This window comes from Stenotrophomonas sp. 169 (assembly GCF_014621775.1).
Classification (GTDB): domain Bacteria; phylum Pseudomonadota; class Gammaproteobacteria; order Xanthomonadales; family Xanthomonadaceae; genus Stenotrophomonas.
On record NZ_CP061204.1, the window covers coordinates 3,857,570 to 3,882,898 of the forward strand.

The window sequence follows — 25,329 nt, forward strand, 5'->3', positions numbered from 1 at the left end:
GGGGACGACAACCTGCGGTGAGGGCTGCCGTCATGCCGTGAGTGCGCGTGGTGTTTCGCCCAGCGTGAATCGCAGGCGGATTACTTGCCCCAGCGCCATTTCGGCGGCTCGCCTTTCAGCCAGCAGATCAGTACCAGCACCAGCAGGACGGCCCACGTATAGAGCTGGAATTTCAGCATTTCACGGGCCGGCGGAAACAGGAAGAAGCCGGCGATCAAGGCGGCTGCCGCCACGGTGTAGATCACCCAGCCCTGCCATGCGCTGGGCAGTCCCCAGCCCCATCCGTAGGTGCGCGAGGTAAACCAGTAGTTCTTGTTGCTCATCCTTGCTCTCCTTCGTCCTGTCATGGGGTCTGGCGCGCGGCCAGACATGCACGTATTTCCTCGTACAACGGTCGGTCAAGCACCAGATCGGCCTTACCGCGAACGGGTATGCGCAGTGACCCCGCGCCAGCGCGGAGGGCGAACACCTCGCGACCTGTTTCCGTCTCGAATCTGCCCATCTGCACGCTCCCGGTGCTGGTTCCGAGTTTACGACGAGGGAGTGCCAGCGTTGAAGCATCCACTGCGTCACCGAACTGGATGGCCGATAGCGGGATGGTTGTGGAAACAAACAGGGCGGAGGCTGTCAGTGTGTCGCCCTGCACGGTAATGTGCGCACTGCGTGCCTGATGGATCAGGCCGGCGGATACAGTAAGTACCAAGGCGAGGGAGCCGCCGAGCACGATGTGCCTGGAGCGGGTGCTGGTGCCTTTGGCGACGGGCGCGCGCCAAGTGGCGGCCACTGCCAGTGCGGACAGCAGGCAGATTGCCAACGGCAGGGCGTAGGCGCTGGACAGCGGGACGTGCAGTGTTGCTTCACAGGCCATGCGTCGTCCTGGTTTGAAGACACGGTTACCGTAACGCGTTGGGCGGACATGTCTGCTTTCAAAAATCGCGCAGCGTCTTGGTAGCCTGCACTGTGACGGCTACTCCATACCGCCACCGCTCATTGGCGCTGCCATGTTCATGGACTTCGGCATGTTGGGTCTCAGCGAAATCTTGAAGCCGAGCACACGATCCAGCTTCGCAATGGTGTCCTTGAGGCGGTCTGCCTGATCGGCATCCCCTGAAATGTAGATCAGCACGCGATCCTCGCCAGGAAAGGCCGAAGACCCTGTGATGCCTGGAATTTCTCTGTAGATCAAGGACCGGTGTCTGTCCAGCACCTGATGAAACTCTTCGTTCGTGTAGCGATGGCCTGCCTCGAACACCACACGCGTCGCCCCACTCGGCGTCCGCGCAACCCTGTTCGGGACGGAACCGGGCCCTTTGAGCTCAACGAGGATGTGCTGGTCTGGATCGTGCTGTATGGAAATATCGGTCAGGCGCTCGGCAAACTCTTCGCGTAGCGACTCCGCCACAGGCGCGAGCTCGCTTTGGATGGCCATACGTGAAACCGCATCGTCGATCGATACTCCGGGGTGCCGTGCCACGTAGCTTCTAACGAGCATTTCCAGTTCCAGCATCGCCTCGGTGCCCGGCGGCGGTATCTGTGCAGCCGCGGTGGAAGAGGCGAGTGCGAGGGCGACGGCTGCGGATATCCTTTTCATGCGGCGTACCTCTCCATGTCCATAATGGTCGTTGCCTTTCCTGGGTTTGACGCTAACAGAAAAGCTCGTTCTGAGCTGCGGCCGACATCTCACCAGTCAGTACAACGGCAATGACGTAGTCGCTCCACCGGGTGCGCTTTCGACGTCCCACCGCGTTTGATTGATCACCCGCTTTTCGCCCAAGCGATTTGGGCATGCGCGGAGGCGTGGCGGCCACTCAGCTAACGTTGCCCATTGCCGCGACGAACGCCAGCAAAGCCGCCATAGCTGGCGAGCAGCGCCGCGCTGATGATCCGTCGCTTTGTGTCGACGAGTGCGACCGAGACAACTGTACACACCACGGAGGCCAGCGCTCCTGCGATGAAGATCTGTTGCGCCGCAAATATCCTTGGACCGGCTCCGGCAGTAAACAGCCGCCACGTGGAGAGCGCAGCGCACAGCAATGACATCACCGCCAATACACACCAAGCCGTTTTCATCCGATCCGCTCCAGAGGAAGTGTTTCGCTGCATGGCGCAGCCGGGCAAGTGTCTTGCTGAACGCGTACCGACACACACCGGAACGCAGCCTCACCGCAGACTACGACGGCGGCGATGACACGGCCTCCCTTGAGCAGAACGTGCGCCAATTCATGCCGACGTGGATGGCCTACGACATGCGACAGATGGCCGAGCGTTTTCATCAGCGACGGCATGAGGCCGAGCGCGGGTGACATGGAGCGGTTGATGCAACTGCTGGGTCGGCCGTTACGTACCTACGGCGCATTTGCGGCGGAGCTTGTGTCAGCGAGCTGAGGGCGGACAGCAGCATGTCGGAGGGCCGCTTTGTGCGGCCCTTTTTCATGGGCCGAGATCACCTCCGGGCTCGACGGCGGTGCGCGCCCGAATGCCTACAACCTACTGTTTTTCTTAACGATTCATGCAGGGCGCTCGGCGTCTGCAGGAAAAATTAAAGATTGGTCGACCTCTGCCGATCATGTGATGCACGGCACACTTTCATGTTTTCTAAACATTTGCGTCATCAGGGGACCAGGGAATGAACAGAGTATTCAAGGTGGTATGGAGCAAGGCCGTGGGTCAGTGGGTTGTGACCTCGGAATTCGGGGGGCGCGCAGGTGGCCGCACCCGTCGCACAGCCAACCGGCTGACCACCGGCCCTCTGGCGGCCCTGAGCCTGATGACCGCCCTGGCACTGTATGGTCCCTCTGCAATGGCGGCGGTGGACATCACCAACGTCGGGTTTGAAACCGGTACGTTGAGCGGCTGGACGTATTCCAAGACCGGCACCCAGGGCTCGACGAGCTATGGCAGCACCGGTGTCGGCGCTTCGGTGGTCACCGGCATGACCGATTTCGAGGCCGACAACGGCAGCCATAGCTGGACGGTGACGCCGTTCGGCAACAACATGGCCTCATTGCAGGCGGGTGCCGGTTCGGACTCGTTCGCCACGGCTGCAGGCGCACTTGGGCTGAGCGCTGCAAGCCGTTCGCTGGTGGCAAGCACGATGGCCGGGTCGCCCACGAATGCTTCGTGGCTGTACCAGGACCTGACCCTCGCTGCGGGTGACTACTTCAGCATGGCGTGGCAGTACGTCTCGACCGACTACGAGCCGTACAACGATGCCTCGCTGACCTCGCTGATCAACCTCGGCGACGCCTCGGTGTTCGCGACGGTGAACAACCAGAACGCGCAGTACGCGCTGCTGGGGGCCACCAACCTCGGCACGGGCAGCTACTCCACCGGCAGTTATGGTGCGACCGGCTGGCAGGTCGCCACGTACCAGGTCAGCACGGCCGGCACGTACCGCCTGGGTTTCATGTCATTGAATCTGCAGGACATGCAACTGAGCCCCGTGCTGTTCGTCGACCAGGCGCCGGGCCTGACCTTCGACAAGGGCGTGCCCTTCGGTCCGGTCGCGCCCAACCCGGGCAGCGGCGCGCCAACCACGCCGACGACCCCAACCGGCCCGATCGTCATCGATGGGCCCAAGGGCACCGATGACCTGGGCAGCGAAGACGAGGCCTCGTTCGAAGGCGGTACGTTGGTGGTCGACAAGGACACCAACGTGGATGTCGACTTCAAGATCGACGACAAGCCCGCCACCATTGATCAGAACGGCCACGACTCGACGTTCACCGGCAAGATCGACGACGCCACCGCCGGCGTTCCGGGCTCGCTGATCGTCAAGAACAGCGGCAACGGCGGCTCGGTCACGCTGACCAACACCAACGGCTACACCGGTACCACCGAGGTCGACGAGAACACTACGCTGGCATTGTCGGGCAATGGTTCCATCGACAAGTCGAAAAAGCTTGTGATCGACGGTACGCTGGACGTGACCCAGGCCGGTCCGGTCGTGAACATCACCTCGCTGAACGGCAAGGGCGATGTGGCGCTGGGCAACAACACGCTGTCCATCACCGATGCCAACGGCGACGAGTTCGAAGGCACCATCGGCGGGCAGGGCGACGTGGCCATCAAGGGTGGCACGCAGGTGCTTTCGGGGACGAACACCTACGCTGGCGGTACCTCGGTCAGCAACGCCGTCCTGCAGGTCAGCAGTGATGAGAACCTGGGCGACGCCGCAGGCAAGCTCACGCTTGATGGCGGCACGCTGCACACCACTGGCGACGTCACCAGCGATCGCGACGTGGTCCTTGCGGGCAATGGCACCTTCACCACCGATACCAACACCACGCTGACCAACAGCGGCGACGTGTCCGGTAATGGTGGCCTGATCAAGAACGGCGAAGGCGGCCTGGACCTGACCGGTACGGTGAGCCACAGCGGTGGCACGACCGTCAACGAAGGCGAGCTGACCCTGTCGGGCCAGAATACCTACACCGGTGGCACCACGCTCAACGGCGGCGTGCTCAACGTCAGCAGCGACGGCAACCTCGGCGATGCCGCAGGCAACCTGACCTTCAATGGCGGCGAGCTGCATACCACCGGCGACGTCAACAGTGATCGCGACGTGGTCCTTGCGGGCAATGGCACCTTCACCACCGATACCAACACCACACTGACCAACAGTGGCGACGTGTCCGGTAATGGCGGCCTGATCAAGAACGGCGAAGGTGGCCTGGACCTGACCGGTACGGTGAGCCACAGCGGTGGCACGACCGTCAACGAAGGCGAGCTGACCCTGTCGGGCCAGAATACCTACACCGGTGGCACCACGCTCAACGGCGGCGTGCTCAACGTCAGCAGCGACGGCAACCTCGGCGATGCCGCAGGCAACCTGACCTTCAATGGCGGCGAGCTGCATACCACCGGCGACGTCAACAGTGATCGCGACGTGGTCCTTGCGGGCAATGGCACCTTCACCACCGATACCAACACCACGCTGACCAACAGCGGCGACGTGTCCGGTAATGGTGGCCTGATCAAGAACGGCGAAGGCGGCCTGGACCTGACCGGTACGGTGAGCCACAGCGGTGGCACCACGGTGAATGACGGCGAGCTGACCCTGTCGGGCCAGAATACCTACACCGGCGGCACCACGCTCAACGGCGGCGTGCTCAACGTCAGCAGCGACGGCAACCTCGGCGATGCCGCAGGCAACCTGACCTTCAATGGCGGCGAGCTGCATACCACCGGCGACGTCAACAGTGATCGCGACGTGGTTCTTGCGGGCAATGGCACCTTCACCACCGACACCAACACCACGCTGACCAACAGTGGCGACGTGTCCGGTAATGGCGGCCTGATCAAGAACGGCGAAGGCGGCCTGGACCTGACCGGTACGGTGAGCCACAGCGGTGGCACGACCGTCAACGAAGGCGAGCTGACCCTGTCGGGCCAGAATACCTACACCGGTGGCACCACGCTCAACGGCGGCGTGCTCAACGTCAGCAGCGACGGCAACCTCGGCGATGCCGCAGGCAACCTGACCTTCAATGGCGGCGAGCTGCATACCACCGGCGACGTCAACAGTGATCGCGACGTGGTCCTTGCGGGCAATGGCACCTTCACCACCGATACCAACACCACGCTGACCAACAGCGGCGACGTGTCCGGTAATGGTGGCCTGATCAAGAACGGCGAAGGCGGCCTGGACCTGACCGGTACGGTGAGCCACAGCGGTGGCACCACGGTGAATGACGGCGAGCTGACCCTGTCGGGCCAGAATACCTACACCGGCGGCACCACGCTCAACGGCGGCGTGCTCAACGTCAGCAGCGACGGCAACCTCGGCGATGCCGCAGGCAACCTGACCTTCAATGGCGGCGAGCTGCATACCACCGGCGACGTCAACAGTGATCGCGACGTGGTTCTTGCGGGCAATGGCACCTTCACCACCGACACCAACACCACGCTGACCAACAGTGGCGACGTGTCCGGTAATGGCGGCCTGATCAAGAACGGCGAAGGTGGCCTGGACCTGACCGGTACGGTGAGCCACAGCGGTGGCACCACGGTGAATGACGGCGAGCTGACCCTGTCGGGCCAGAATACCTACACCGGCGGCACCACGCTCAACGGCGGCGTGCTCAACGTCAGCAGCGACGGCAACCTCGGCGATGCCGCAGGCAACCTGACCTTCAATGGCGGCGAACTGCACACCACCGGCGACGTCACCAGTGATCGCAACGTGGTCCTTGCGGGCAATGGCACCTTCACCACCGACACCAACACCACGCTGACCAACAGCGGCGACGTGTCCGGTAATGGCGGCCTGATCAAGAACGGCGAAGGTGGCCTGGACCTGACCGGTACGGTGAGCCACAGCGGTGGCACGACCGTCAACGAAGGCGAGCTGACCCTGTCGGGCCAGAATACCTACACCGGCGGCACCACGCTCAACGGCGGCGTGCTCAACGTCAGCAGCGACGGCAACCTCGGCGATGCCGCAGGCAACCTGACCTTCAATGGCGGCGAACTGCACACCACCGGCGACGTCACCAGTGATCGCAACGTGGTCCTTGCGGGCAATGGCACCTTCACCACCGATACCAACACCACGCTGACCAACAGTGGCGACGTGTCCGGTAATGGCGGCCTGATCAAGAACGGCGAAGGCGGCCTGGACCTGACCGGTACGGTGAGCCACAGCGGTGGCACCACGGTGAATGACGGCGAGCTGACCCTGTCGGGCCAGAATACCTACACCGGCGGCACCACGCTCAACGGCGGCGTGCTCAACGTCAGCAGCGACGGCAACCTCGGCGATGCCGCAGGCAACCTGACCTTCAATGGCGGCGAGCTGCATACCACCGGCGACGTCAACAGTGATCGCGACGTGGTCCTTGCGGGCAATGGCACCTTCACCACTGATACCAACACCACGCTGACCAACAGCGGCGACGTGTCCGGTAATGGCGGCCTGATCAAGAACGGCGAAGGTGGCCTGGACCTGACCGGTACGGTGAGCCACAGCGGCGGCACCACGGTGAATGACGGCGAGCTGACCCTGTCGGGCCAGAATACCTACACCGGCGGCACCACGCTCAACGGCGGCGTGCTCAACGTCAGCAGCGACGGCAACCTCGGCGATGCCGCAGGCAACCTGACCTTCAATGGCGGCGAACTGCACACCACCGGCGACGTCACCAGTGATCGCAACGTGGTCCTTGCGGGCAATGGCACCTTCACCACCAACACCACGCTGACCAACAGTGGCGACGTTTCCGGTAATGGCGGCCTGATCAAGAACGGCGAAGGTGGCCTGGACCTGACCGGTACGGTGAGCCACAGCGGCGGCACCACGGTGAATGACGGCGAGCTGACCCTGTCGGGCCAGAATACCTACACCGGCGGCACCACGCTCAACGGCGGCGTGCTCAACGTCAGCAGCGACGGCAACCTCGGCGATGCCGCAGGCAACCTGACCTTCAATGGCGGCACGCTGCACACCACCGACGACGTCACCAGTGATCGCGACGTGGTCCTTGCGGGCAATGGCACCTTCACCACCGACACCAACACCACGCTGACCAACAGTGGCGACGTGTCCGGTAATGGCGGCCTGATCAAGAACGGCGAAGGTGGCCTGGACCTGACCGGTACGGTGAGCCACAGCGGTGGCACGACCGTCAACGAAGGCGAGCTGACCCTGTCGGGCCAGAATACCTACACCGGTGGCACCACGCTCAACGGTGGCGTGCTCAACGTCAGCAGCGACGGCAACCTCGGCGATGCCGCAGGCAACCTGACCTTCAACGGCGGCGTGCTGCAGGCATCCTCGTCGATGACAACCGGCCGATCAATGGTGCTGGACAGCGTGGGCGCGCTGCGCAGCGGTGAAGGCAGCACCCTTACGGTCACCGGCCCGATCAGCGGCGGCGGCACCTTGGTGGCGGACGGCCAAGGCACGTTGGTGCTTGGCGGGGTGAACACCCACGTAGGCGGCACGCTGATCAGTGGCGGCACGGTCGTGCTGGCACATGCTGGCGGCCTGAGCTCCGGCGCCGTGGCGATCAATGATGCGACTCTGCGCACGACGGTCGACACCCAAGTGTCGCAGCCGCTGTTTGTGATGGGCGAGGCCACTCTGGATGTGGCCTCGGGCACCACGACGCAGCTGACCGGCATGCTGGACGGTTCGCGCAGCACCGGCTGCTTCATCAAGAGTGGTGCGGGTCGCCTCAACATGGCAGGCACTGCGGTTCTGGCCAATGGCACGTGCGTCAACGAAGGCACACTCAGTGCCAATGGCGTGCTGCTGAGCAATGTGCAGGTGGAACGTGCCGGCACGGTCCGTGGCACGGGCGCCATCGCCGGCAACATGCGCGTCGATGGCACGCTGGCCCCGGGTAACTCGCCGGGCACGCTGGCAGTGACGGGTACGGTCACGCTGACCGACAACGCCACGCTGCAGATAGACATCGACGGGTACGGCACCGGCGCCGGGGCCGGCAACTACTCGCGCCTGCTGGTGTCCGGCGCGGCCGGTCGCTTCGTCGCCAACGGCACCCTGCAGCCCCTGCTACGCGGCATCAGTGGCAATGCGGGCAACACCTTCACCCCGAAGGTGGGCGACATGTTCCGCATCGTCAGCGGCGAAGGCGGAGTGACCGGTACGTTCGACAGGCTCCTGCAGCCGACCGAGGGCCTGGCCGCTAGCACGCGCTTCCAGGTGTACTACACCACCGGTTTCGACATCGATCTGTACGTGACACCGACGGCCTACAGCTCTGACCTGGTGGGCAAGGTCAACGGCAACGGCCTGGCCACTGCGGCTGCACTGGACGCCCTGGTGGAAGCCAGCGACGCCGGCACCACCACCGCAGAACAGACCGATCTGCTGCGCGCGGTGTGGCAGCAGGATGCAGTGGCACTGCCGGTGCTGGTGACCGCCCTGACCGGCGAGAACCACGCCAAGCTGGCCGCGCTGGCGCAGTCCAATGCGACCGCACTGGCCGACGATGTGACCGGTCGACTGGACCAGGGTGTACTGGTGGATGCATCCAGCACGCGTATCGAACAGCTGCTGTGGGCCAACATCGGCTACGGGGATGTGTCGGTTGACGCGGATGCCAGCGCCGATCGCCTCGATGCCCGCCAGCGTCGTGCCACGGCCGGTATCGACGTGTACCGCTCCTCCAACGTGGCGTGGGGCGCGGGCCTGGGTCGCACGACTTCGGAACTGGAACGCAGCCCGCTGGACAACACGCTCGACAGCAACGCGTTCTTTGCCTATGGCGCCGCCAGGGCAGGTGCGGTGGTGCTGGACGGCATGCTGTCCTACTCGGCCGATCGCTGGGAAAGCCAGCGTCCGGACGTTCTGGGTGCCGATGGTGCACTGTCCGGCAAGGCTTCGGGTACTACCGTGATGGCCAGTGCCGGTGTCAGCTTGCCCTTCACGGCGGCAGGCCTGAGCTGGCAGCCCTCACTTCGCGGCAACTGGCAGAAAGTTGAGCGCAATGCCTACCGCGAAGGTGGTGACTCGCTGGCGGCGCTGGACGTTGCACGCCTCCAAGCCGAAGGCAGCCGCGCCACGCTCGGCCTGGCGGTCGGCTCGCTGGTGAATGATCCGCTGGCGGCGCGTGCGACCTGGCAGTTCGGTCTGCAGGCGGGTATCAACCACGGCCAGGCCCGCCAGGCCACGGTGACAACCGCATTGGCCGGCCAGCGGGTGGACCTGTCCGCCGCCGAGGCGGGCAAGGCCTTCGGTCGGGTCCAGCTGCAGGGCACCGTGCGCCTGGGAGCGTCGAGCTACCTGTACGGTGGCGTCAGCACCGAGCAGGGGTCGGGCGTGGAGAACAACAGCGTCAACGCGGGTATCCGCATCGCGCTGTGATGCCAAGCAGCGGGAGGGCCCTGCCTTCCCGCTGCGGCATGCAACCGAGGCCGCGCAGCCCACTGGGGTGCGCGGCCTTTTCCATTCACTGGGTCGAAGGCAAGCATTCCGTTTTCTACGATAGACCCGGTTCGGCGGAGCAGTCTTCCGATCGGCTCGCGGTTCACTTCAAGAAGGAGCTGGCGCCCCGCGGCGAGCCGTGCCCGGGCTATAGACACCAGTTCGCAGTCACTGAAAAACGAATTCCATGTTCAGTCTGCGACGCCAAGCATTCCCATCGCCCACTTCAACTACATGAATCCCACGATCCTCGACGCTGAAGCTCGGTAACTTCAAGCGAGGTACGAGGAATACTGTGCAGCAGCCCCCAATCGCCTTCTATAGCTTTCGCTGCATGCGCGCGGACAGCTGATCCACGCATTCGGTCAGATCGGCCCTGAGGCATTCGAACAAGGTCGAACTCCATTCGATCGTGGGACGGTTGACAGGAACGCAGGGGGCGGTGGGATTGGCGCCCGATCAGGCATTCCGCCGAGCGTCGCTCGGCGCTACCGAAAGCGCAGTGTTGACGTCGGACTCCGAACAACTTCCCCCTCAATAGTTAGAGGGATGTCGGCCTACCTTCGCAGTGATTGATCTCTGACTGATCGCCCATACGAAGCAGGCCCACACTGGTCCCACCACCCCAAGGGACCCACCTCATGAGCCTCGCGCTGGTCCACAGCCGCGCCCGCTCCGGTGCCGATGCGCCGCTGGTTCGTGTGGAGGTGCACCTGTCCGGCGGGTTGCCCGTCACGCAGATCGTCGGCCTGCCGGAAACCACCGTGCGCGAGTCACGCGAACGCGTCCGTGCCGCCCTGCTCTGCGCGCGCTTCGACTACCCGCAACGACGTATCACCATCAACCTCGGGCCGGCCGATCTGCCCAAAGAAGGCGGCCGCTTCGACCTGGCCATCGCGATGGGCATCCTCGCCGCCAGCGGCCAGTTGGATCCGCAGCAGGTGGTCCGTCATGAGTACGTGGCCGAACTGGCGCTTACCGGCGAGCTGCGCCCGGTAGACGGCGTGTTGCCCGCCGCCATCGCCGCTGCTGAGGCCGGACGCACGTTGTTCGTGCCACCTGCCAATGCCGCCGAGGCGGCGCTGGCGGAACATGCGGATGTGCGCGTGGCCCGCACGCTGTTGGAAGTCTGTGCCTCCGTGGATAACCCGGCGCGACTGCCGCGGGCGGAAAGGGAGAGCATTGAGGCGGATCCACCGCTGGACCTGACCGACGTGCGGGGCCAGGCGCATGCACGGCGCGCTTTGGAAGTGGCTGCGGCGGGCGGGCATCACCTGCTGCTGATCGGCAGCCCGGGTTGCGGTAAGACGCTGCTGGCGTCGCGGCTGCCCGGCATCCTGCCGGAGGCCAGCCAGGCCGAGGCGCTGCAGACGGCTGCGGTGGCGTCGATCAGCGGCAGTGGATTGGATCCACGACGATGGCGGCAGCGGGCGTTCCGGGCGCCGCACCACAGTGCGAGTGCAGCGGCGCTGGCGGGCGGCGGCAATCCGCCGCATCCCGGAGAAATCTCGCTTGCGCACAATGGCGTGTTGTTCCTGGATGAGCTTCCCGAATGGTCACGCAGTGCGTTGGAGATCCTGCGTGAGCCGTTGGAGTCGGGCCATATCCGTATCAGCCGGGCGGCACGCAGCGTGGTGTTTCCTGCACGGTTCCAACTGGTGACGGCGATGAACCCCTGCCCTTGCGGCTGGGCGGGTGATCGCAGCAATCGGTGTCTGTGTACCAGCGAGCGTATCCAGCGTTATCGCGGCCGGGTGTCTGGGCCGCTGCTGGATCGCATTGATCTGCATGTCACGGTGATGCGGCTGTCGCCGGAAGAGCTACGGGAAGGTGCGCCTGCGGGCGAATGCAGTGCGGATGTGCGGGCGCGTGTGATTGCAGCGCGCGAGCGGCAGTTGGCGCGCGGGGCGCTCAATGCGCATCTGGACAGCAAGGCGCTGCGGGCGTGTGCGTCGCTGGTGGAGGCGGATCAGGGGCTGTTGGAGCAAGCGATCGAGCGGTTGCAGCTGTCGGCGCGTGCGATGCATCGGATTCTGCGCGTGGCGCGGACGATTGCGGATCTTGCCGGGTGTGAGGATATCGGGACGGAGCATCTGGCGGAGGCGATCGGCTATCGGCAGTTGGATCGTGGGGGTGGTGTGTAGGGGGCGTCTGGGGGCGCGGGCGATCAGGCGTTCCGCCGAGCGTGGCTCGGCGCCGCACGCGTTTCCACGCGACGTTATCGACTGCCACATACAAAGAGCCCCCTTACGCGACCCGACGGGTCACGGCTGCTCGGCGCAGGCCAGGGACGGATGAAAAGGCAAGCTGGGTGTTGGGGTCCGCATCGGTGCGAAGAGCCGGACTCCCTGCTGCTGCACAACCATCCACTGGTCTACCGAACGACGCAATGCTATCAATACGTGACGGCCGTCGTCATTTATATGAGACGCACGTCACAGTTATGCCCCTCTGTACCCAGTTCGGTACAGTGGAGCCATGCGTATACGTGACCTCACCCTCCCGGCTTTCGAGCCGGCCGCGTTGGCCGCCTACTTCGCCGACGTGCTGCAGATGGACGTGGATGGCGGCGCCACCGTGATCGGTTGGAGCACGATCCGACCGGTGCCTGCCGATGACCGTCCGACGGGCGGCGTGCACTTGGCCTTCAATGTGCCGGACAACCGTTTCGTCGAAGCAATGGCGTGGCTGCGCGAGCGCGCGCCGTTGCAGCGCTCGCCGGACGGCAAGGAGTACTTCGCGCTGGAGAGCAACTGGAAATCGCAGTCGGTGTATTTCACCGGACCGGACGGCCTGATTCTGGAGCTGATCGGGCGCAAGCGCTTGCCGCTCTCCTCGCGCACGGGTCCTTTCCATGGCAGCGAGATCACCTGCCTGAGCGAAGTCGGCCTGCCCGTTGACGATGTGCCCGGCACGCAGCGCCGGTTGGCGGACACCTTCGGTCTGACGCCGCTGTCCGAGCCTTCAGATGCGTTCGCCCCGATGGGCGATGATGAGGGGCTGCTCATCGTGGTGGACGCCACCCGGCCTTGGTTCCCCGAGCAACGCGACCTGCCCAATGCGGTGGGTATCGAACTTGTCATCGAGGCATCGCAATGCGGCGAACAGGTTGCTGACGCACAGCAGCGATGGCGCTGCGTTTCACTGTAGAGGCGCTGGAAGCAAATGCGCTAAAAACAAAGCCCCGCGATTGCGGGGCTTTGTCTCTTCAGGGCAGTGCGACAACTCATTCTTCTTCTTCGTTGCCGCCCTGCTGCTGGTTCTGGTTGCGCTGCTGCTGTCCCTGCTGCTGTTGCTGCTGCTGGTCGCGGCCGCCGCGCTGCTGGCCCTGCTGATCCTGCTGGTTCTGCTGACCCTGCTGCGGGTTCTGCTGATTCTGCTGGTTTGCCATGTCGGTGCTCCCAAGCCGCATGCGGAATGCCGCGGTCATGGCCATCCTCTGCAAGCATTGGTTAACCACGCGTGGGAACGTGTGGAGGACGGCATCACACGGATTGCCCTGTTGCCACCCAGGCTTAGTGGCACAAGCACCTTAAGGATTCAGACGGTGTTTGCATGTGGTCATTCCGGGCAGTTGTTTAGCCTGTTCATCGGGCAATGCCGGGTAGGGATGGCGCTGGTGGTCATGCGCTTGCCGCTGCGCTCGCCGAGCGTGGCTCGGCGCTACCGATTCCGGTCCCATGGTGCATGGCCCTGTCGGTCTCACCGCCCCTTCATCGCCCCGGTAGAGCCGACTTCAGTCGGCTTCGCCTGACAGCAGCCGACTGAAGTCGGCTCTACCGGAGCAGGGCCACGGCGATACCCGCGAACAACGCAGCCCCCACCCAGTTGTTATGCAGGAACGCTTTGAAACACGGGTCGCGCTCGCGGTTGCGGCACAGCCAGAACTCATAGCCGACCAGCACGGCAGCCACGGCCACCGCGCCGAAGTACCACAGGCCCAGCCCGGCCCATGCCCCTACCCCGATCATGACCGCCAGGAACACGGCATACAGCACGCCCTGGATCACCAGGTCGTATCGACCGAACAGGATCGCGGTGGAGTGCGAACCCATTATCAGATCGTCATCGCGATCCACCATGGCGTACCACGTGTCATACGCGGTGGACCACACGATATTGCCTACGTACAGCAGCCACGCCAGCGCCGGTACTTCGCCCTGCACTGCCGCGAAGGCCATCGGAATCCCCCAGCCGAAGGCCATGCCCAGGTAGACCTGCGGCAGGTGCGTGTAACGCTTCAGATAGGGATAGCTGGCCGCCAGGAAGATGCCCACGAAGCTCAGCGCCACGGTGAGCCAGTTCATCGTCAGCACGAGTGCGAACGCCGCCACCATCAAGGCGGCGAACAGCATCAGTGCATGCCGGCCCCTCACCGCGCCGCTGGCCAGGGGTCGATCCTTGGTGCGCTTTACATGCGGGTCCAGCCAGCGGTCGGCGTAATCGTTGATCACGCAGCCAGCCGAGCGGGTCAGCCAGACGCCCGCGGTAAACACGAACAGCGTCCACAGCGGAGGCACCCCGCCAGAGGCCAGCCACAGCGCCCACCAGGTGGGCCACAGCAGCAGCAGCGTGCCGATCGGGCGATCGGCGCGCATCAGTTTCCAGTAGTGCCGCCAGCGCGGCGTGGCGTCCCCGGGGGACGCGTCAATAGAGGGGTGTGACATGGGCAAATGATACTCCCGACAATTGCATTACCGACACGCCAGCAAGCCAAGCCCCGCGGTAACCGCTACTTCAGACCGTGCGGGTACAATTCCCGCTGCGCCCCTGCCATCGGGGTACGTTGAACGCGGCCGTTCCTCGCCAGCGCCTCCCCCAGATTGAGCTATAAGGATTTCCGCAATGAAAATTGCCGTGGCCGGTACGGGCTATGTCGGACTGTCCAACGCCGTCCTGTTGGCGCAGCACCACCAGGTGGTCGCGCTGGATATCGATGCGGGCCGCGTGGCGATGATCAACGCCCGGCAGTCGCCGATCGAGGATCGCGAGATCGAGGACTTCCTGCGCAACAAGAAACTGGACCTCACGGCCACACTGGATCGACAGCAGGCCTACGGTGATGCGTCTTTCGTCATCATCGCCACGCCCACCGACTACGACCCGCACACGAACTGTTTCAATACCGGCTCGGTCGAGTCGGTCATCCGTGACGTGATCGAGGTCAATCCAGATGCCGTGATGGTGATCAAGTCCACCGTTCCCGTCGGCTGCACGCTGTCGCTTCGTGAGAAATTCGGCACGCAGAACATCATCTTCTCGCCGGAGTTTCTCCGCGAAGGCAAGGCGCTGCATGACAACCTGCACCCCAGCCGGATCATCGTCGGTGAGCGTTCCGAGCGCGCGGAAGTGTTCGCCAACCTGCTGAAGGAAGGTGCCATCCGCCAGGACGTCGCCGTGCTGTTCACCGACGCAACCGAAGCGGAGGCCATCAAGCTCTTCGCCAACACCTACCTGGCCATGCGCGTGGCGTACTTCAACGAGCTGGACACGTACGCGGCTGCCCACGGCATGGACACCCGCCAGATCATTGAAGGGGTGAGCCTGGATCCGCGGATCGGCAACCACTACAACAATCCGTCGTTCGGCTATGGCGGCTACTGCCTGCCCAAGGACACCAAGCAGTTGCTGGCCAACTACAGCAACGTCCCGCAGAACCTGATCCACGCCATCGTTGAATCCAACCGCACGCGCAAGGACTTCATCGCAGACGAGGTCATCCGTCGTAATCCGAAGGTCGTGGGCATCTATCGCCTGGTCATGAAGGCCGGCTCGGATAATTTCCGTGCCTCCGCCATCCAGGGCGTGATGAAGCGGATCAAGGCCAAGGGAATCACGGTCATCGTCCATGAGCCCGTGCTCGACAAGCCGGACTTCTACCGCTCCACCGTGGTGAACGACCTGGCCGCCTTCAAACAGCAGGCCGACATCATCATCGCGAATCGGCTCACCGACGACCTCAAGGATGTGGCCGACAAGGTCTATACGCGCGATCTGTTCGGCAGCGACTGAGGCGCGGTTGACAAGGTGCCCGGGGCGGCCGCTTAGGCCCGCGCGCGGGTGGGTGGGGGCGATCGGCCCGTCCCGTTCCCGGTCAGGCGCATTGCTTCTACACCGGCTAGGTTTTCCGTTACACTAGTCGGCCAGCGCGCTCGTAGCTCAGCCGGATAGAGTAGTGGCTTCCGAAGCCATTGGTCGGGGGTTCGAATCCCTCCGGGCGCACCATTTCCCTTGCTTCTCCTCGGTTCCGGGCTTTTCGCACGGGGTGGAAAGCACAGGGTAGAGCCGACTTCAGTCGGCTGATTTGCGCAGAAGACGTCTGCCTTCAGAAGCAACAGCAGCCGACTGAAGCCGGCTCGACCGTCAGGCCGCCATCAGACCGACCGTCGCCCGGCCGTTGGCCCGGCCGTAAGCTCGACCGTCGGCGGCCCCGCAAACCGTCACCCGGCCACTTCCTGTCAGCTGTTGCCATCGCCCCGGTTCACATCATCACCAACTCCTCTGGGCCAGCATCGGCCTACCGTCGGGCAGCTGCCCGCATCAACGAGGAGTGGCAACGATGAACTTCCTGCGTACCCCGCTTATCCGTCCCTTGGTCATGGCTGCCGCATTCGGCATGGCCGCTCCGGCTGCGTTCGCCGCGCCTGCCAATGAATGGAACATCGATCTGAAGGGTCGGGCCAAGACGGATGGCGAGATCACCTTGGCCGTCACCCCAGCAGGCGGTGAAGCGACCAATGTCGCGATTCCGATTCCTGCGGCTACCAACCACGAGGCGGCCGCGGTGATGATCTCCAATGCGTTGTCGAAGGAGTTCGGCACCGGCGTGTATGCGATCAGGACCGATGGCACCGACGAGGTCGAGATGAAAGCCATCAACGGCAATCGGGATTTCGACGTGATCGTGGTGCGCAATACGGCCGATGGGTTGGCGATCAAATTGGACCGCGATTGACCCATCGCTGGCAGCGCTTGGCCGCAGGGTAGAGCCGACTTCAGTCGGCTGCTCTACCGGAACGGCCCAGCCGACTGAAGTCGGCTCTACCGAAGTATCCAACGGCCGCGCAGCGCGAAGGCCGTGTAGCCCAAGTCCCTGGTAGCGCGAGGTCCGGCGGGTCTGTTAAACCCCCGTTCCGGCACATGACGAAGCCATCAATGGGTCCTCACCCGCGCTGCATATGCACTCGTCCAAGGTGGTCTCCAACGGCACGGCATCTGTCTCGCCGTTCCAAACGACCACTCACATGGAGCACTACACATGAGCACCCAGTCCAAGATCGAACACAGCCTCAACGACCTGATCGAGATCGCCCGTGATGGTCAGAAGTTCTACAGCGAAGCCGCTACCAAGGTGAAGGACGCCGAGCTGGCTGCCCTGTTCACCCGCATTGCCGGCAGCAAGTCGGACATCGTGTCCTCGCTGAGCAGCACCGTTGCCGCCACCGGCGGTGAGCCGGCAGAGCACGGTACCTTCGTGGGTTCGGTGCAGAAGATGTACGGCAACATCCGCGCCACCCTGGGCGACACCCAGTACGGCTATGTGGCTGAGCTGGAAGAGTCCGAAGATCGCCTGCTGAAGGCCTTCAAGGATGTGCTGACCGACAACGACGTGCCGGCTCCGGTGCGCACTGAAGTCACCCGTCTGCTGCCGGAAGTGCAGGAGACCCATGCGGTCATGCGCGCCCGCAAGCATGCGATGAAGGCTTCCTGATCTTCGCTGACGGGGTTCGCCCCGTCGCCGTAGACAATGCCGAAACCGACGCTGCCCCACGCAGCGTCGGTTTTTTTATGGGCCATGCGTTATCTCCCGCTCGAGGGCTGACTGACGAAAGAATCCAGCTTTCCTGATGGACGCGCCTGCGGAAGGCCACGCAGGATGATCGGGTTGACGCTGTACGCGTCAGCCGGGATTGGCGTCCCGATCAGTTCGCAGGTGTTCGGCTCTGTTGTTGCCTTCGGGCTCGGCGGAGAATGCATTGCCCTGCCGGTCATACGGCGGGCGGTGCGCGGGGATCGCCCGATCCGCCGGTTATACACCTGTTAGCTGTCCGGTACGCCAACCCGCACCGCCCGCCACCCTGCGCTCCGGCGCAGGTGGTTTCCCTGCGCTGCGCGAGGCCCCAATGACCCACCTCTTTTCCATCACCGTACGTCCGTACGATGTGATCGGCTGCCTGTCCGACGTCCTGCCCCCCTTCATAGCCGCACATCGGGGCGTCAAGTGAGCCCGCGGCCACCGGAACCGCCCTCAAAGCCCGAGGCGAGCACCTTCGCCGCTGACGAGCGACCGCAGACGGCCCTGCAGATAGCGGACTACATCGACGCCAGCATCCACGAAAGCGTTGGTGATCCCGTCACCATGGGCGAGACCCTGTTGTTCATCATCGGCCACGACGATCTGCATCACGTTGCAAGCGAATGCGGCCTGTCCATCGACGTGCTGCGCCGGCAGCTGACCGGTAAACGCACACTCACCTTCAGCACCGTACTGGGCGCAATGCGCGCGCTCGGCGTAGAGCTGCGCGCTAGTGTGTATTCGCGCGAAGGACGGATCGCATCACGCCGGGTATGAGGCGGGTTCCAAGCAAACACTCACATGTGCCACGCCTTGGCGTAGGCATCTGCCATCACGGCACGCGTGCACACACCCATGCCCTCACGTCCTGGCATCCCGCGTTGCGCAAGGCCTCGGCACACGCATGCAACGTGCTTCCCGTTGTCATCACGTCATCCACCAGGACAACCGACTCCGGCACGTCGCCGCGCACGGCGAACGCGCCGTCCAGATTGTGGCGTCGGGCATCAGCGCTGCGTTCGGATTGGGGCAAGGTGGCACGTACGCGATGCAGTCCCTGCCAGCACGGCAGTCCAAGCTGCCTGGCCAACTGCGCGGCCTGGTCATACCCGCGTCGGCGCAGCCGCGACGGGTGTAGTGGCACTGCTACAAGCGGCACGGCGTCCCATGGCGGCGGTGACAACACCATCAACTGCGCCAACAGTCGCCCCGCGGCGAGGTCTTCGTGGAATTTGTAGCGCAGCATCAGCCCGGAGATCGGATCTTCGTAGCGGAATCCGGCCCAGGCGGCATCCAGCAGCGGCGGCGATTCCTCGCAACGAAAGCAGAGTGCCGTGGCATCGTCCGGCAGGGGCGCGGCACAGCGCGCGCAGGCGTCGGTATGCCAAGGCAGCGCAAGGCAACAGGCCGCGCAGAGCTCGCGGTCCTGCTCGCCGGGTTCTGCACAGACCTGGCAGACGGGGGGCAGCAGCGTGCGGGCGAGGCGGCTGGCCAGCGTAAGGAGGCCGGGGATATGCATGGACTGAGCATGCGAAGCGCGGGCAACGCGCGGTATCGGGAAAGTGCGGGAGGGACTCATGCTTGTGATGACTCGAGGCTCGCCCGCCGAACGCGAAGCCAGGTGGCTCATTGATCTCTGCTATCAGTTCCCGACGCAGGTGTGGAAAACGTGGCGATTTCTGGTAGCGGCAGGGCACGATTCCTGATGGCTGCGTCTAATGAGACGCTTACAATGAGATGCACACCCAAGCATGTTGAAGCCCTGCCCCTTCCACCGGACGATACTGCGATGGAATCCCGCCTCGCCAAGCTCGAAGGCATCACCCCCACGCTGGCCACGAAGTCAGACGTAGAGGCCGTGCATGCGGATCTCCACAAAGTCTCAAGTGAAATAAAGGGGTGGTTCATTGCGACCGCTGTTCTCGTGCTGGTGGGGCTCTTCACCATCGCCAACATCACGGTGGGGACGGTTCGTTCTTATTCCGAGAGGGGTGTTTCTTCCCCTCCGCCCCCTATCGTGATCCAGGTTCCCGCGGCGCCGGCGCTGCGCCACTGAAACAGGACGTACGGCTTGACGGCCGGCCGCGGTCACCGCCCGGTTGCGGCCGCACCGTTTTGCTACGCTAGGCCGCCCTTGCATCGCTGCCGCCGCCATGGCCCGTCCTGATCTGCTTGCCCGCGTCCCGACCCTGCCCGCCAGCGGGGGCACGGCGCTGCCTGCGGCGATCGGCCGTCGCGATGGCGTGCGCGTTGAAGTGGCGGGCCAGTGGCTGACCAGCTTCCGTAGCAGCGACTACCTGGGCCTGGCGCAGCAGTTCGGCGTGGTCAACGCCCTGCAGGATGCGGCTGCACGCGACGGCAGCACCACCGCCTCGCCTGCCAATGGCGGCCGCCATGCGGTGCACGATGTCCTGGAACGCGAAGCGGCGCAGTGGCTCGGTTACCCCCGTGCGCTGCTGTTTGGCAGCGCTTACCTGGCCAACCTGGCCGTGCAGCAGACGCTGCTGGGCGAAGACGGCGATGTCTGCGTGCAGGACCAGCTCAACCATCCCAGCCTGCTGGACGCCACCGCGCTGGCAGGCGCGCGCCTGCGCCGCTATCCGCATCTGGATTCAGAAGGTGCGATGCGCCAGCTCAAGCATGCCGGTGAAGGTGCGGCGATGTTGGCCACCGAGGCGGTGTTCTGCACCGATGGCGACGCCGCCCCGCTACGGTCGTTGGCCTTGGTTGCGCGGCTGCAGGAAGCGCTTCTGTACGTGGATGATGCGCACGGCGTCGGCGTGCTGGGCGAACACGGCGCCGGCAGCGTGGCGGCCGCCGGACTGGGCGTGGCCGACGTGCCGCTGCAGGCCGTGACGCTGGACACTGCGTTGGGCGGTGCCGGTGCGCTGGTGCTGGGCGATGCGCACGTGATCGAGCACCTGGCCACCTGTGCACGCCCCTACCTGTATGCACCGATGCTGCCGCCTGCACTGGCCGCCGCATCGACGGCCGCACTCCGCCTGGCCTGCCGTGATGACTGGCGCCGCGAAAAGCTGGGCGAGCTGGTGGCCACCTTCCGCACTGCAGCGCGCACCCGCGGGCTCGCGATGATGGCCTCGGAAATGCCCATCCAGTCACTCAGCTTTCCCTCCGATTCGCACGCACAGGCCATCGCCCGGAATCTGCAGCAGGCCGGCTGGTGGATCGAGACCATCGACGCGGCAGCCAGCGGCGATGGCGCGGCACGCGTGCGTGTGCGTCTGTCCGCGCTGCACGTTCCCGCGCAGGTCCAGGCCCTGGTGGATGCCATTGCGCTCGCCCGTGATGGGCTGCAGTCCGGCACCGTGCTGCCTGTCGCAGCCACCGTCTGAGCTACCCGAATGCATATTGCAGTCAGCGGTAGCGGCCCCGATCTGGTGCTGCTGCACGGCTGGGCGTTGCAGGGCGATGTGTTCGCGCCCTTGCTGCAGCGTCTCACCCACCACTTCACCGTGCACGTCGTGGACCTTCCCGGCCATGGCCGCAGCCGCGATGACACCACGCCGCTGCAGCTGGCACCGGTCGTCAGCGCCATTGCGGCGTCGACGCCACCGGCGGTGTGGTGCGGTTGGTCACTGGGCGGACTGTTCGCCCTGCATGCCGCGGCGACGCTGACGCAGGTACAGGGTCTGGTGATGCTGGCCTCGTCGCCGCGCTTCGTGCGCGATGAGCGCTGGACCCACGCGGTTCCTGCGACGGTATTCGCGCAGTTCGCCGCCGACCTGTCCGAGGATTTCCCTGCCACGGTGGATCGCTTCCTTGCCTTGGACCTGATGAACGTCGCGCCAGGCCGGGAGGATCTGCGCGGCCTGCGCCAGCGCCTGCTGGACAGCGGGGCGCCGGCTGCGCGCGTACCGGAGGACGGCCGGCACCTGCTCGAAGCCACCGATCTGCGGGCCGCCCTGCCCACGTTGCCTGTACCCAGCCTGTGGCTGGCCGGCCAGCGCGATCGGTTGGTGCCGCCCGCTGCGGCCCATGCCGCAGCGACGATGGCCCCGCACGCCTGTGCGTACACGATTGCCCACGGTGGCCACGCCCCGTTCCTCGGCCATGCCGACGAGGTGGCGGAGCAGCTGCAACGCTTCGTCATGCAGCGGATAGTGACGGCTGCGGGCTGTCACCCGACAATGCACGGATGACGGCCAACCGCCGTACGCGTAGCAAGGTGAAATGACATGGATCTGGGAATCGCGGGACGTTGGGCGCTGGTATGCGGCGCCAGCAAGGGGCTCGGCCTGGGCTGCGCGCGTGCGCTGGCCGCCGAAGGGGTCAACGTGGTCATCGTCGCCCGGGGCGAGACCGCCCTGGAGCAGGCCGCGGCGGTGCTGCGTACCCTGCCCCGCGCAGGCCAGGTGATCGCCGTGGCCGCCGATGTCACCACCGAAGCAGGACGGGCCGCCGTGCTGGCGGCCTGCCCGCAGGTGGACATCCTGGTCACCAACGCCGCTGGCCCGCCTGCCGGTGATTTCCGCACCTTCGAGCGCGATGACTGGATCGCCGCGCTGGATGCCAACATGCTCGCACCGATAGCCCTGATCCGCGCCACGGTGGATGCGATGATGGCGCGCGGTTTCGGCCGCATCGTCAACATCACGTCGTCATCGGTGAAGGCGCCGATCGACATTCTGGCGCTGTCCAATGGTGCGCGTTCCGGGCTCACCGGCTTCGTCGCGGGGCTGGCACGGCGTACGGTGGCGGCCAACGTCACCATCAACAACCTGTTGCCTGGCCAGTTCGATACCGACCGCCTGCGTGGCAACTTCGCCTTCCTGGCCGAGCAGCAGGGCGGGGACATGGAGTCGATCGCCGCGCAGAAACGCGACCACATCCCGGCAGGGCGCTTTGGCCAGCCGGATGAGTTCGGCGCCGCCTGTGCTTTCCTGTGCAGCCTGCAGGCCGGCTACCTTACCGGGCAGAACCTGCTGATCGACGGCGGCGCCTACCCCGGAACGTTCTGACGCCGCACCGTTTTTCATCGAGATCCGCATGGACCCCCGTACCGACCACCGCCACCTTCGCCGCGCCTTTTCGCGGGCCGCCACGACCTACGACGAAGCGGCTGCACTGCCGCGCGAGGTGCGTCAGCGCCTGATGGAGTCGCTGGACTATCTGGAAACGCGCAGCCCGGAGGTCGTGCTGGACGTGGGGGCCGGTACCGGCCATGCCAGCGCCCTGATCAAGAAGCGCTGGCCGAAAGCGCAGGTGATCGCGCTGGACGTGGCGATGCCGATGCTGCACGAAGCCAGGCGGCAGGCGGGTTGGTGGAAGCCGTTCCAGCGCCTGTGCGCCGACGCGGCTGCGCTGCCGCTGGCCGACAACAGCGTGGATGTGATCTTCAGCAACCTGTGCCTGCAGTATGTAGACGAACTGCCGGCCGTCTTCGCCGGGTTCCGCCGGGTGTTGAAGCCGGGCGGCCTGCTGCTGTGTTCGACATTCGGCCCGGAAACGCTGATCGAGCTCGCGGAGGCGTTCCACGCCGACGACGCGTCACCGCACGTCAGCCGCTTCGCACCGATCGCGCAGTTCGGCGATGCGCTGATGATGGCCGGTTTCCGCGATCCGGTGCTGGACCGCGATCTGTTCACCCTGACCTACGACGACCTGCCGGCGCTGATGCGTGAGCTGCGGGCGTTGGGCGCCACCAATGCGCGGAGGGATCGTCGCCGCACGCTGACCGGACGCGCCCGCTTCACTGCGGCGGCGGCGGCGTATGAAGCGATGCGGCGCGCTGACGGAAAGTTGCCCAGCAGCTGGGATGTCATCTATGCGCATGCCTGGGCACCGGAGGCCGGCGCCCCGATCCGCGAGCAGGGCCAGGACATCGCCGCCGTGCCGGTATCGGCGATCCCGATCCGCCGTCGGCCGGTGTAAGTTTTGCCACGGTGCCGGCCGAAGCCGGCACGTCCCTAGCCTGCGGCTTTTACGAACAGGTCGCGGTGGAAGAAATACACTTCCTGCGCCAGGAATCGCCAGCTGGTGTGGAAGCTGCGGAAGCGCGTGCTCGGTGTGGACGAGGCCAGTGCGTCGATGCCCATCGCGCGGCTGAGACGCAGCGCGCGCGCCATGTGCAACGGGTCGCTGACGATGATCACGCGGTGCAGCCCGCGCTGGTCCATCAGCCGCTTGGCTTCCACCAGGTTCTGCACGGTGTTGCGCGATGCGGTTTCAATCAGGATCGCCCTGTCCGGTATGCCCTGCTTCAAGGCATAACGCCGCGCCACCTGCGATTCGGAGAAACGCGCACCGCTGCCGCCATAGCCGCCGGTGAAGATCAGCAGCGGCGCGTAGCCCGCGTCGTACAGATCCAGCCCGTGACGGATGCGTTCCTGGAACACAGGCGACGGCTTGGCATCGTAAGCGGCTGCGCCCAGCACGATGATCGCGTCAGCATGCGCGGCCTGGTCGCGTTCGCCGATCCACACGATCCACGCGGTCACGGCGAACAGCCAGACCATCAGCAGCACGAACACCCGCCATAGCCAACCGAATACGCCAGTCCGCTGCCCGCTCATGCCGTTCCCCACGGCAACGCATCGATATCCACATTGCCACCGGACAGCACCAGCCCCACGCGCAGGCCGGCGAAGCGCTGCGGCTGGGCCAATATGGCGGCGAGCGCGATCGCCGAGGACGGCTCCACCACTTGCTTGAGGACCTGCCACAGCAATCGCATGGCCTGCACAGTGGCCGCGTCGTCCACCACGATCACGTCGGCCTTGGCCGCGCGCAGCACCTCGAAATTCGGCGCCCCCAGCGTGCCTCGCAGGCCGTCGCAGATCGTATTCGGCACGAATTCGATACGCCGCTCGCCCGCCTGCAACGAGCGCGCAGTGTCTGCAGCGCCGGCTGGCTCGGCAAGCACCAGGCGGGTCTGCGGCGCGGCATGCTGCAGGGCCAACGCGGTGCCTGCGGCCAAGCCGCCGCCGCCCACCGGCACCACCAGTACGTCGAACGGACCCTCGGCGTGCAGCAGTTCCAGCGCGGCCGTGCCCTGGCCCGCGATCACTCGCGCATCGGCATACGGATGGACCAAGGTGGCGCCGGTATCCGCCTGCACCTGCGCGCACAGCTGTTCGCGGGCGGCAATGCTGGCGGCGCAACGCCACAGGGTGGCGCCATGGCGTTCGATGTTGGCCAGCTTGGCCGCCACCGCGCCCTCGGGCACCACGACGTGGCAGGCGATGCCCCGGGTCAGCGCCGCCAGCGCCAGTGCGGCCCCATGGTTGCCTGAAGAATGGGTCACCACGCCCGCGGCGGCCTGTTCGGCCGACAACGCCCACACCGCATTGCAGGCACCGCGGAACTTGAAGGCGCCGCTGCGCTGCAGGTGCTCCGCCTTGAACGCCAACCGGGCACCCGCCAGCTCATCCAGCGTGCGCGAGCGCAGCACCGGCGTCACCGTGGCATGCGGGGCGATCCGTGCAGCGGCGACCAACACATCGATGGCAGGGGGCGGGGCCTCGTTCATGTGCAAAGATTAACGTATGCCCGCCATCGGTCGCGGCCTATCTCGTCGTGCCAGGATGTCCGCTTCGCCTAACCATTCATGCTTCGTTGCACGAATTAAGGGGCGATTCAACGCATTAGGCAGAAGCTGGAGTCCATAACCCATGGGGGGTCT

General features: G+C 65.1%; 22 protein-coding genes and 1 tRNA gene. 15 read left to right on the forward strand and 8 right to left on the reverse strand.

The genetic code is table 11. The features are described from left to right. Window positions 1-80: 80 nt before the first annotated feature. The 4 genes from ICJ04_RS16880 to ICJ04_RS16895 all read right to left on the reverse strand — a co-directional run bounded on the left by ICJ04_RS16880 (window position 81) and on the right by ICJ04_RS16895 (window position 2,070). Window positions 81-323 carry a hypothetical protein gene (locus tag ICJ04_RS16880; RefSeq protein WP_188325319.1) on the reverse strand — a complete coding sequence of 81 codons (243 nt, stop codon included), beginning with the start codon at window positions 321-323 and terminating at the stop codon, window positions 81-83. A 20-nt stretch (window positions 324-343) separates the two neighbouring features. Then, window positions 344-868, reverse strand: coding sequence for a hypothetical protein (locus tag ICJ04_RS16885; RefSeq protein WP_188325320.1), 525 nt, complete (start codon window positions 866-868; stop codon window positions 344-346). Window positions 869-967: 99 nt separating this feature from the next. Continuing rightward, window positions 968-1,591 (reverse strand): hypothetical protein, encoded by a 624-nt coding sequence (locus ICJ04_RS16890; RefSeq protein ID WP_188325321.1) that lies wholly within the window; start codon window positions 1,589-1,591, stop codon window positions 968-970. A 221-nt stretch (window positions 1,592-1,812) separates the two neighbouring features. Beyond that, window positions 1,813-2,070 (reverse strand): hypothetical protein, encoded by a 258-nt coding sequence (locus ICJ04_RS16895; RefSeq protein ID WP_188325322.1) that lies wholly within the window; start codon window positions 2,068-2,070, stop codon window positions 1,813-1,815. A 53-nt stretch (window positions 2,071-2,123) separates the two neighbouring features. Between ICJ04_RS16895 and ICJ04_RS18420 the strand changes: the two genes are divergently transcribed. The 5 genes from ICJ04_RS18420 (at window position 2,124) to ICJ04_RS16920 (ending at window position 13,646) form a co-directional block, all read left to right on the forward strand. Further along, the gene (locus tag ICJ04_RS18420) at window positions 2,124-2,303 is read left to right on the forward strand and encodes a hypothetical protein (protein ID WP_223202926.1); all 180 of its coding nucleotides are present in this window, start codon (window positions 2,124-2,126) and stop codon (window positions 2,301-2,303) included. 323 nt (window positions 2,304-2,626) lie between these two features. Beyond that, window positions 2,627-9,832: an autotransporter-associated beta strand repeat-containing protein gene (locus tag ICJ04_RS16905; RefSeq protein ID WP_188325323.1), complete on the forward strand. Its 7,206-nt coding sequence runs from the start codon at window positions 2,627-2,629 to the stop codon at window positions 9,830-9,832. A gap of 701 nt (window positions 9,833-10,533) precedes the next feature. Then, a complete protein-coding gene (locus ICJ04_RS16910) occupies window positions 10,534-12,036 on the forward strand; it encodes a YifB family Mg chelatase-like AAA ATPase (protein ID WP_188325324.1) in 1,503 nt (500 codons plus the stop codon). A gap of 334 nt (window positions 12,037-12,370) precedes the next feature. Then, on the forward strand, window positions 12,371-13,042 hold the full coding sequence (locus ICJ04_RS16915) for a VOC family protein (protein WP_188325325.1): 672 nt from the start codon (window positions 12,371-12,373) through the stop codon (window positions 13,040-13,042). Window positions 13,043-13,082: 40 nt separating this feature from the next. After that, window positions 13,083-13,646, forward strand: a complete 564-nt coding sequence (locus ICJ04_RS16920) for a hypothetical protein (RefSeq protein ID WP_188325326.1) — start codon at window positions 13,083-13,085, stop codon at window positions 13,644-13,646. Between the two features lie 22 nt (window positions 13,647-13,668). On the opposite strand, the gene ubiA is transcribed toward ICJ04_RS16920, so the two are convergent. Continuing rightward, window positions 13,669-14,559: a 4-hydroxybenzoate octaprenyltransferase gene (gene ubiA, locus ICJ04_RS16925; protein WP_188325327.1), complete on the reverse strand. Its 891-nt coding sequence runs from the start codon at window positions 14,557-14,559 to the stop codon at window positions 13,669-13,671. Window positions 14,560-14,737: 178 nt separating this feature from the next. Here ubiA and ICJ04_RS16930 point away from each other — a divergent pair, with 178 nt between their 5' ends. The 5 genes from ICJ04_RS16930 to ICJ04_RS16950 all read left to right on the forward strand — a co-directional run bounded on the left by ICJ04_RS16930 (window position 14,738) and on the right by ICJ04_RS16950 (window position 18,464). After that, entirely contained in the window at window positions 14,738-15,904 is a 1,167-nt protein-coding gene (locus tag ICJ04_RS16930) for a nucleotide sugar dehydrogenase (RefSeq protein WP_188325328.1), read from the forward strand. 136 nt (window positions 15,905-16,040) lie between these two features. Continuing rightward, a tRNA-Arg gene (locus ICJ04_RS16935) sits at window positions 16,041-16,117 on the forward strand. A gap of 334 nt (window positions 16,118-16,451) precedes the next feature. Continuing rightward, window positions 16,452-16,847: a hypothetical protein gene (locus tag ICJ04_RS16940; RefSeq protein WP_188325329.1), complete on the forward strand. Its 396-nt coding sequence runs from the start codon at window positions 16,452-16,454 to the stop codon at window positions 16,845-16,847. A gap of 303 nt (window positions 16,848-17,150) precedes the next feature. Next, window positions 17,151-17,603: a PA2169 family four-helix-bundle protein gene (locus ICJ04_RS16945; protein WP_188325330.1), complete on the forward strand. Its 453-nt coding sequence runs from the start codon at window positions 17,151-17,153 to the stop codon at window positions 17,601-17,603. 510 nt (window positions 17,604-18,113) lie between these two features. Continuing rightward, entirely contained in the window at window positions 18,114-18,464 is a 351-nt protein-coding gene (locus ICJ04_RS16950) for a transcriptional regulator (RefSeq protein ID WP_188325331.1), read from the forward strand. A 55-nt stretch (window positions 18,465-18,519) separates the two neighbouring features. Here ICJ04_RS16950 and ICJ04_RS16955 read toward each other — a convergent pair whose 3' ends face one another. After that, complete coding sequence (locus ICJ04_RS16955) at window positions 18,520-19,206, reverse strand: ComF family protein (protein WP_188325332.1); 687 nt, start codon at window positions 19,204-19,206, stop codon at window positions 18,520-18,522. Between the two features lie 270 nt (window positions 19,207-19,476). Between ICJ04_RS16955 and ICJ04_RS16960 the strand changes: the two genes are divergently transcribed. The 5 genes from ICJ04_RS16960 (at window position 19,477) to bioC (ending at window position 23,579) form a co-directional block, all read left to right on the forward strand. Continuing rightward, window positions 19,477-19,743, forward strand: coding sequence for a hypothetical protein (locus ICJ04_RS16960; RefSeq protein ID WP_188325333.1), 267 nt, complete (start codon window positions 19,477-19,479; stop codon window positions 19,741-19,743). Between the two features lie 97 nt (window positions 19,744-19,840). After that, on the forward strand, window positions 19,841-21,040 hold the full coding sequence (locus tag ICJ04_RS16965; RefSeq protein WP_188325334.1) for an aminotransferase class I/II-fold pyridoxal phosphate-dependent enzyme: 1,200 nt from the start codon (window positions 19,841-19,843) through the stop codon (window positions 21,038-21,040). A 9-nt stretch (window positions 21,041-21,049) separates the two neighbouring features. Continuing rightward, window positions 21,050-21,847 (forward strand): pimeloyl-ACP methyl ester esterase BioH, encoded by a 798-nt coding sequence (bioH, locus tag ICJ04_RS16970; protein WP_188325335.1) that lies wholly within the window; start codon window positions 21,050-21,052, stop codon window positions 21,845-21,847. A 36-nt stretch (window positions 21,848-21,883) separates the two neighbouring features. Further along, the gene (locus ICJ04_RS16975) at window positions 21,884-22,666 is read left to right on the forward strand and encodes an SDR family oxidoreductase (protein ID WP_188325336.1); all 783 of its coding nucleotides are present in this window, start codon (window positions 21,884-21,886) and stop codon (window positions 22,664-22,666) included. 28 nt (window positions 22,667-22,694) lie between these two features. After that, window positions 22,695-23,579, forward strand: a complete 885-nt coding sequence (gene bioC, locus ICJ04_RS16980) for a malonyl-ACP O-methyltransferase BioC (protein ID WP_188325337.1) — start codon at window positions 22,695-22,697, stop codon at window positions 23,577-23,579. A gap of 35 nt (window positions 23,580-23,614) precedes the next feature. On the opposite strand, the gene ICJ04_RS16985 is transcribed toward bioC, so the two are convergent. Beyond that, window positions 23,615-24,232 carry a YdcF family protein gene (locus ICJ04_RS16985; RefSeq protein WP_188325338.1) on the reverse strand — a complete coding sequence of 206 codons (618 nt, stop codon included), beginning with the start codon at window positions 24,230-24,232 and terminating at the stop codon, window positions 23,615-23,617. Then, window positions 24,217-25,176 carry a pyridoxal-phosphate dependent enzyme gene (locus ICJ04_RS16990; protein WP_188325339.1) on the reverse strand — a complete coding sequence of 320 codons (960 nt, stop codon included), beginning with the start codon at window positions 25,174-25,176 and terminating at the stop codon, window positions 24,217-24,219. Before ICJ04_RS16990 ends, ICJ04_RS16985 begins: the two co-directional genes overlap by 16 nt. Window positions 25,177-25,329 lie beyond the last annotated feature (153 nt).

What these genes read in the sequence shown, in the direction of transcription:
- ICJ04_RS16895 (WP_188325322.1), bottom strand. Translation starts at nt 2,070, where the DNA reads ATGAAAACGGCTTGGTGTGTATTGGCGGTGATGTCATTGCTGTGCGCT.
- bioH (WP_188325335.1), top strand. Translation starts at nt 21,050, where the DNA reads ATGCATATTGCAGTCAGCGGTAGCGGCCCCGATCTGGTGCTGCTGCAC.
- ICJ04_RS16975 (WP_188325336.1), top strand. Translation starts at nt 21,884, where the DNA reads ATGGATCTGGGAATCGCGGGACGTTGGGCGCTGGTATGCGGCGCCAGC.
- ICJ04_RS16945 (WP_188325330.1), top strand. Translation starts at nt 17,151, where the DNA reads ATGAGCACCCAGTCCAAGATCGAACACAGCCTCAACGACCTGATCGAG.
- ICJ04_RS16990 (WP_188325339.1), bottom strand. Translation starts at nt 25,176, where the DNA reads ATGAACGAGGCCCCGCCCCCTGCCATCGATGTGTTGGTCGCCGCTGCA.
- ICJ04_RS16915 (WP_188325325.1), top strand. Translation starts at nt 12,371, where the DNA reads ATGCGTATACGTGACCTCACCCTCCCGGCTTTCGAGCCGGCCGCGTTG.
- ICJ04_RS16890 (WP_188325321.1), bottom strand. Translation starts at nt 1,591, where the DNA reads ATGAAAAGGATATCCGCAGCCGTCGCCCTCGCACTCGCCTCTTCCACC.
- ICJ04_RS16960 (WP_188325333.1), top strand. Translation starts at nt 19,477, where the DNA reads ATGGAATCCCGCCTCGCCAAGCTCGAAGGCATCACCCCCACGCTGGCC.
- ICJ04_RS16885 (WP_188325320.1), bottom strand. Translation starts at nt 868, where the DNA reads ATGGCCTGTGAAGCAACACTGCACGTCCCGCTGTCCAGCGCCTACGCC.
- ICJ04_RS16905 (WP_188325323.1), top strand. Translation starts at nt 2,627, where the DNA reads ATGAACAGAGTATTCAAGGTGGTATGGAGCAAGGCCGTGGGTCAGTGG.
- ICJ04_RS16910 (WP_188325324.1), top strand. Translation starts at nt 10,534, where the DNA reads ATGAGCCTCGCGCTGGTCCACAGCCGCGCCCGCTCCGGTGCCGATGCG.
- ICJ04_RS16930 (WP_188325328.1), top strand. Translation starts at nt 14,738, where the DNA reads ATGAAAATTGCCGTGGCCGGTACGGGCTATGTCGGACTGTCCAACGCC.
- bioC (WP_188325337.1), top strand. Translation starts at nt 22,695, where the DNA reads ATGGACCCCCGTACCGACCACCGCCACCTTCGCCGCGCCTTTTCGCGG.
- ICJ04_RS16965 (WP_188325334.1), top strand. Translation starts at nt 19,841, where the DNA reads ATGGCCCGTCCTGATCTGCTTGCCCGCGTCCCGACCCTGCCCGCCAGC.
- ubiA (WP_188325327.1), bottom strand. Translation starts at nt 14,559, where the DNA reads ATGTCACACCCCTCTATTGACGCGTCCCCCGGGGACGCCACGCCGCGC.
- ICJ04_RS16955 (WP_188325332.1), bottom strand. Translation starts at nt 19,206, where the DNA reads ATGCATATCCCCGGCCTCCTTACGCTGGCCAGCCGCCTCGCCCGCACG.
- ICJ04_RS16880 (WP_188325319.1), bottom strand. Translation starts at nt 323, where the DNA reads ATGAGCAACAAGAACTACTGGTTTACCTCGCGCACCTACGGATGGGGC.
- ICJ04_RS16940 (WP_188325329.1), top strand. Translation starts at nt 16,452, where the DNA reads ATGAACTTCCTGCGTACCCCGCTTATCCGTCCCTTGGTCATGGCTGCC.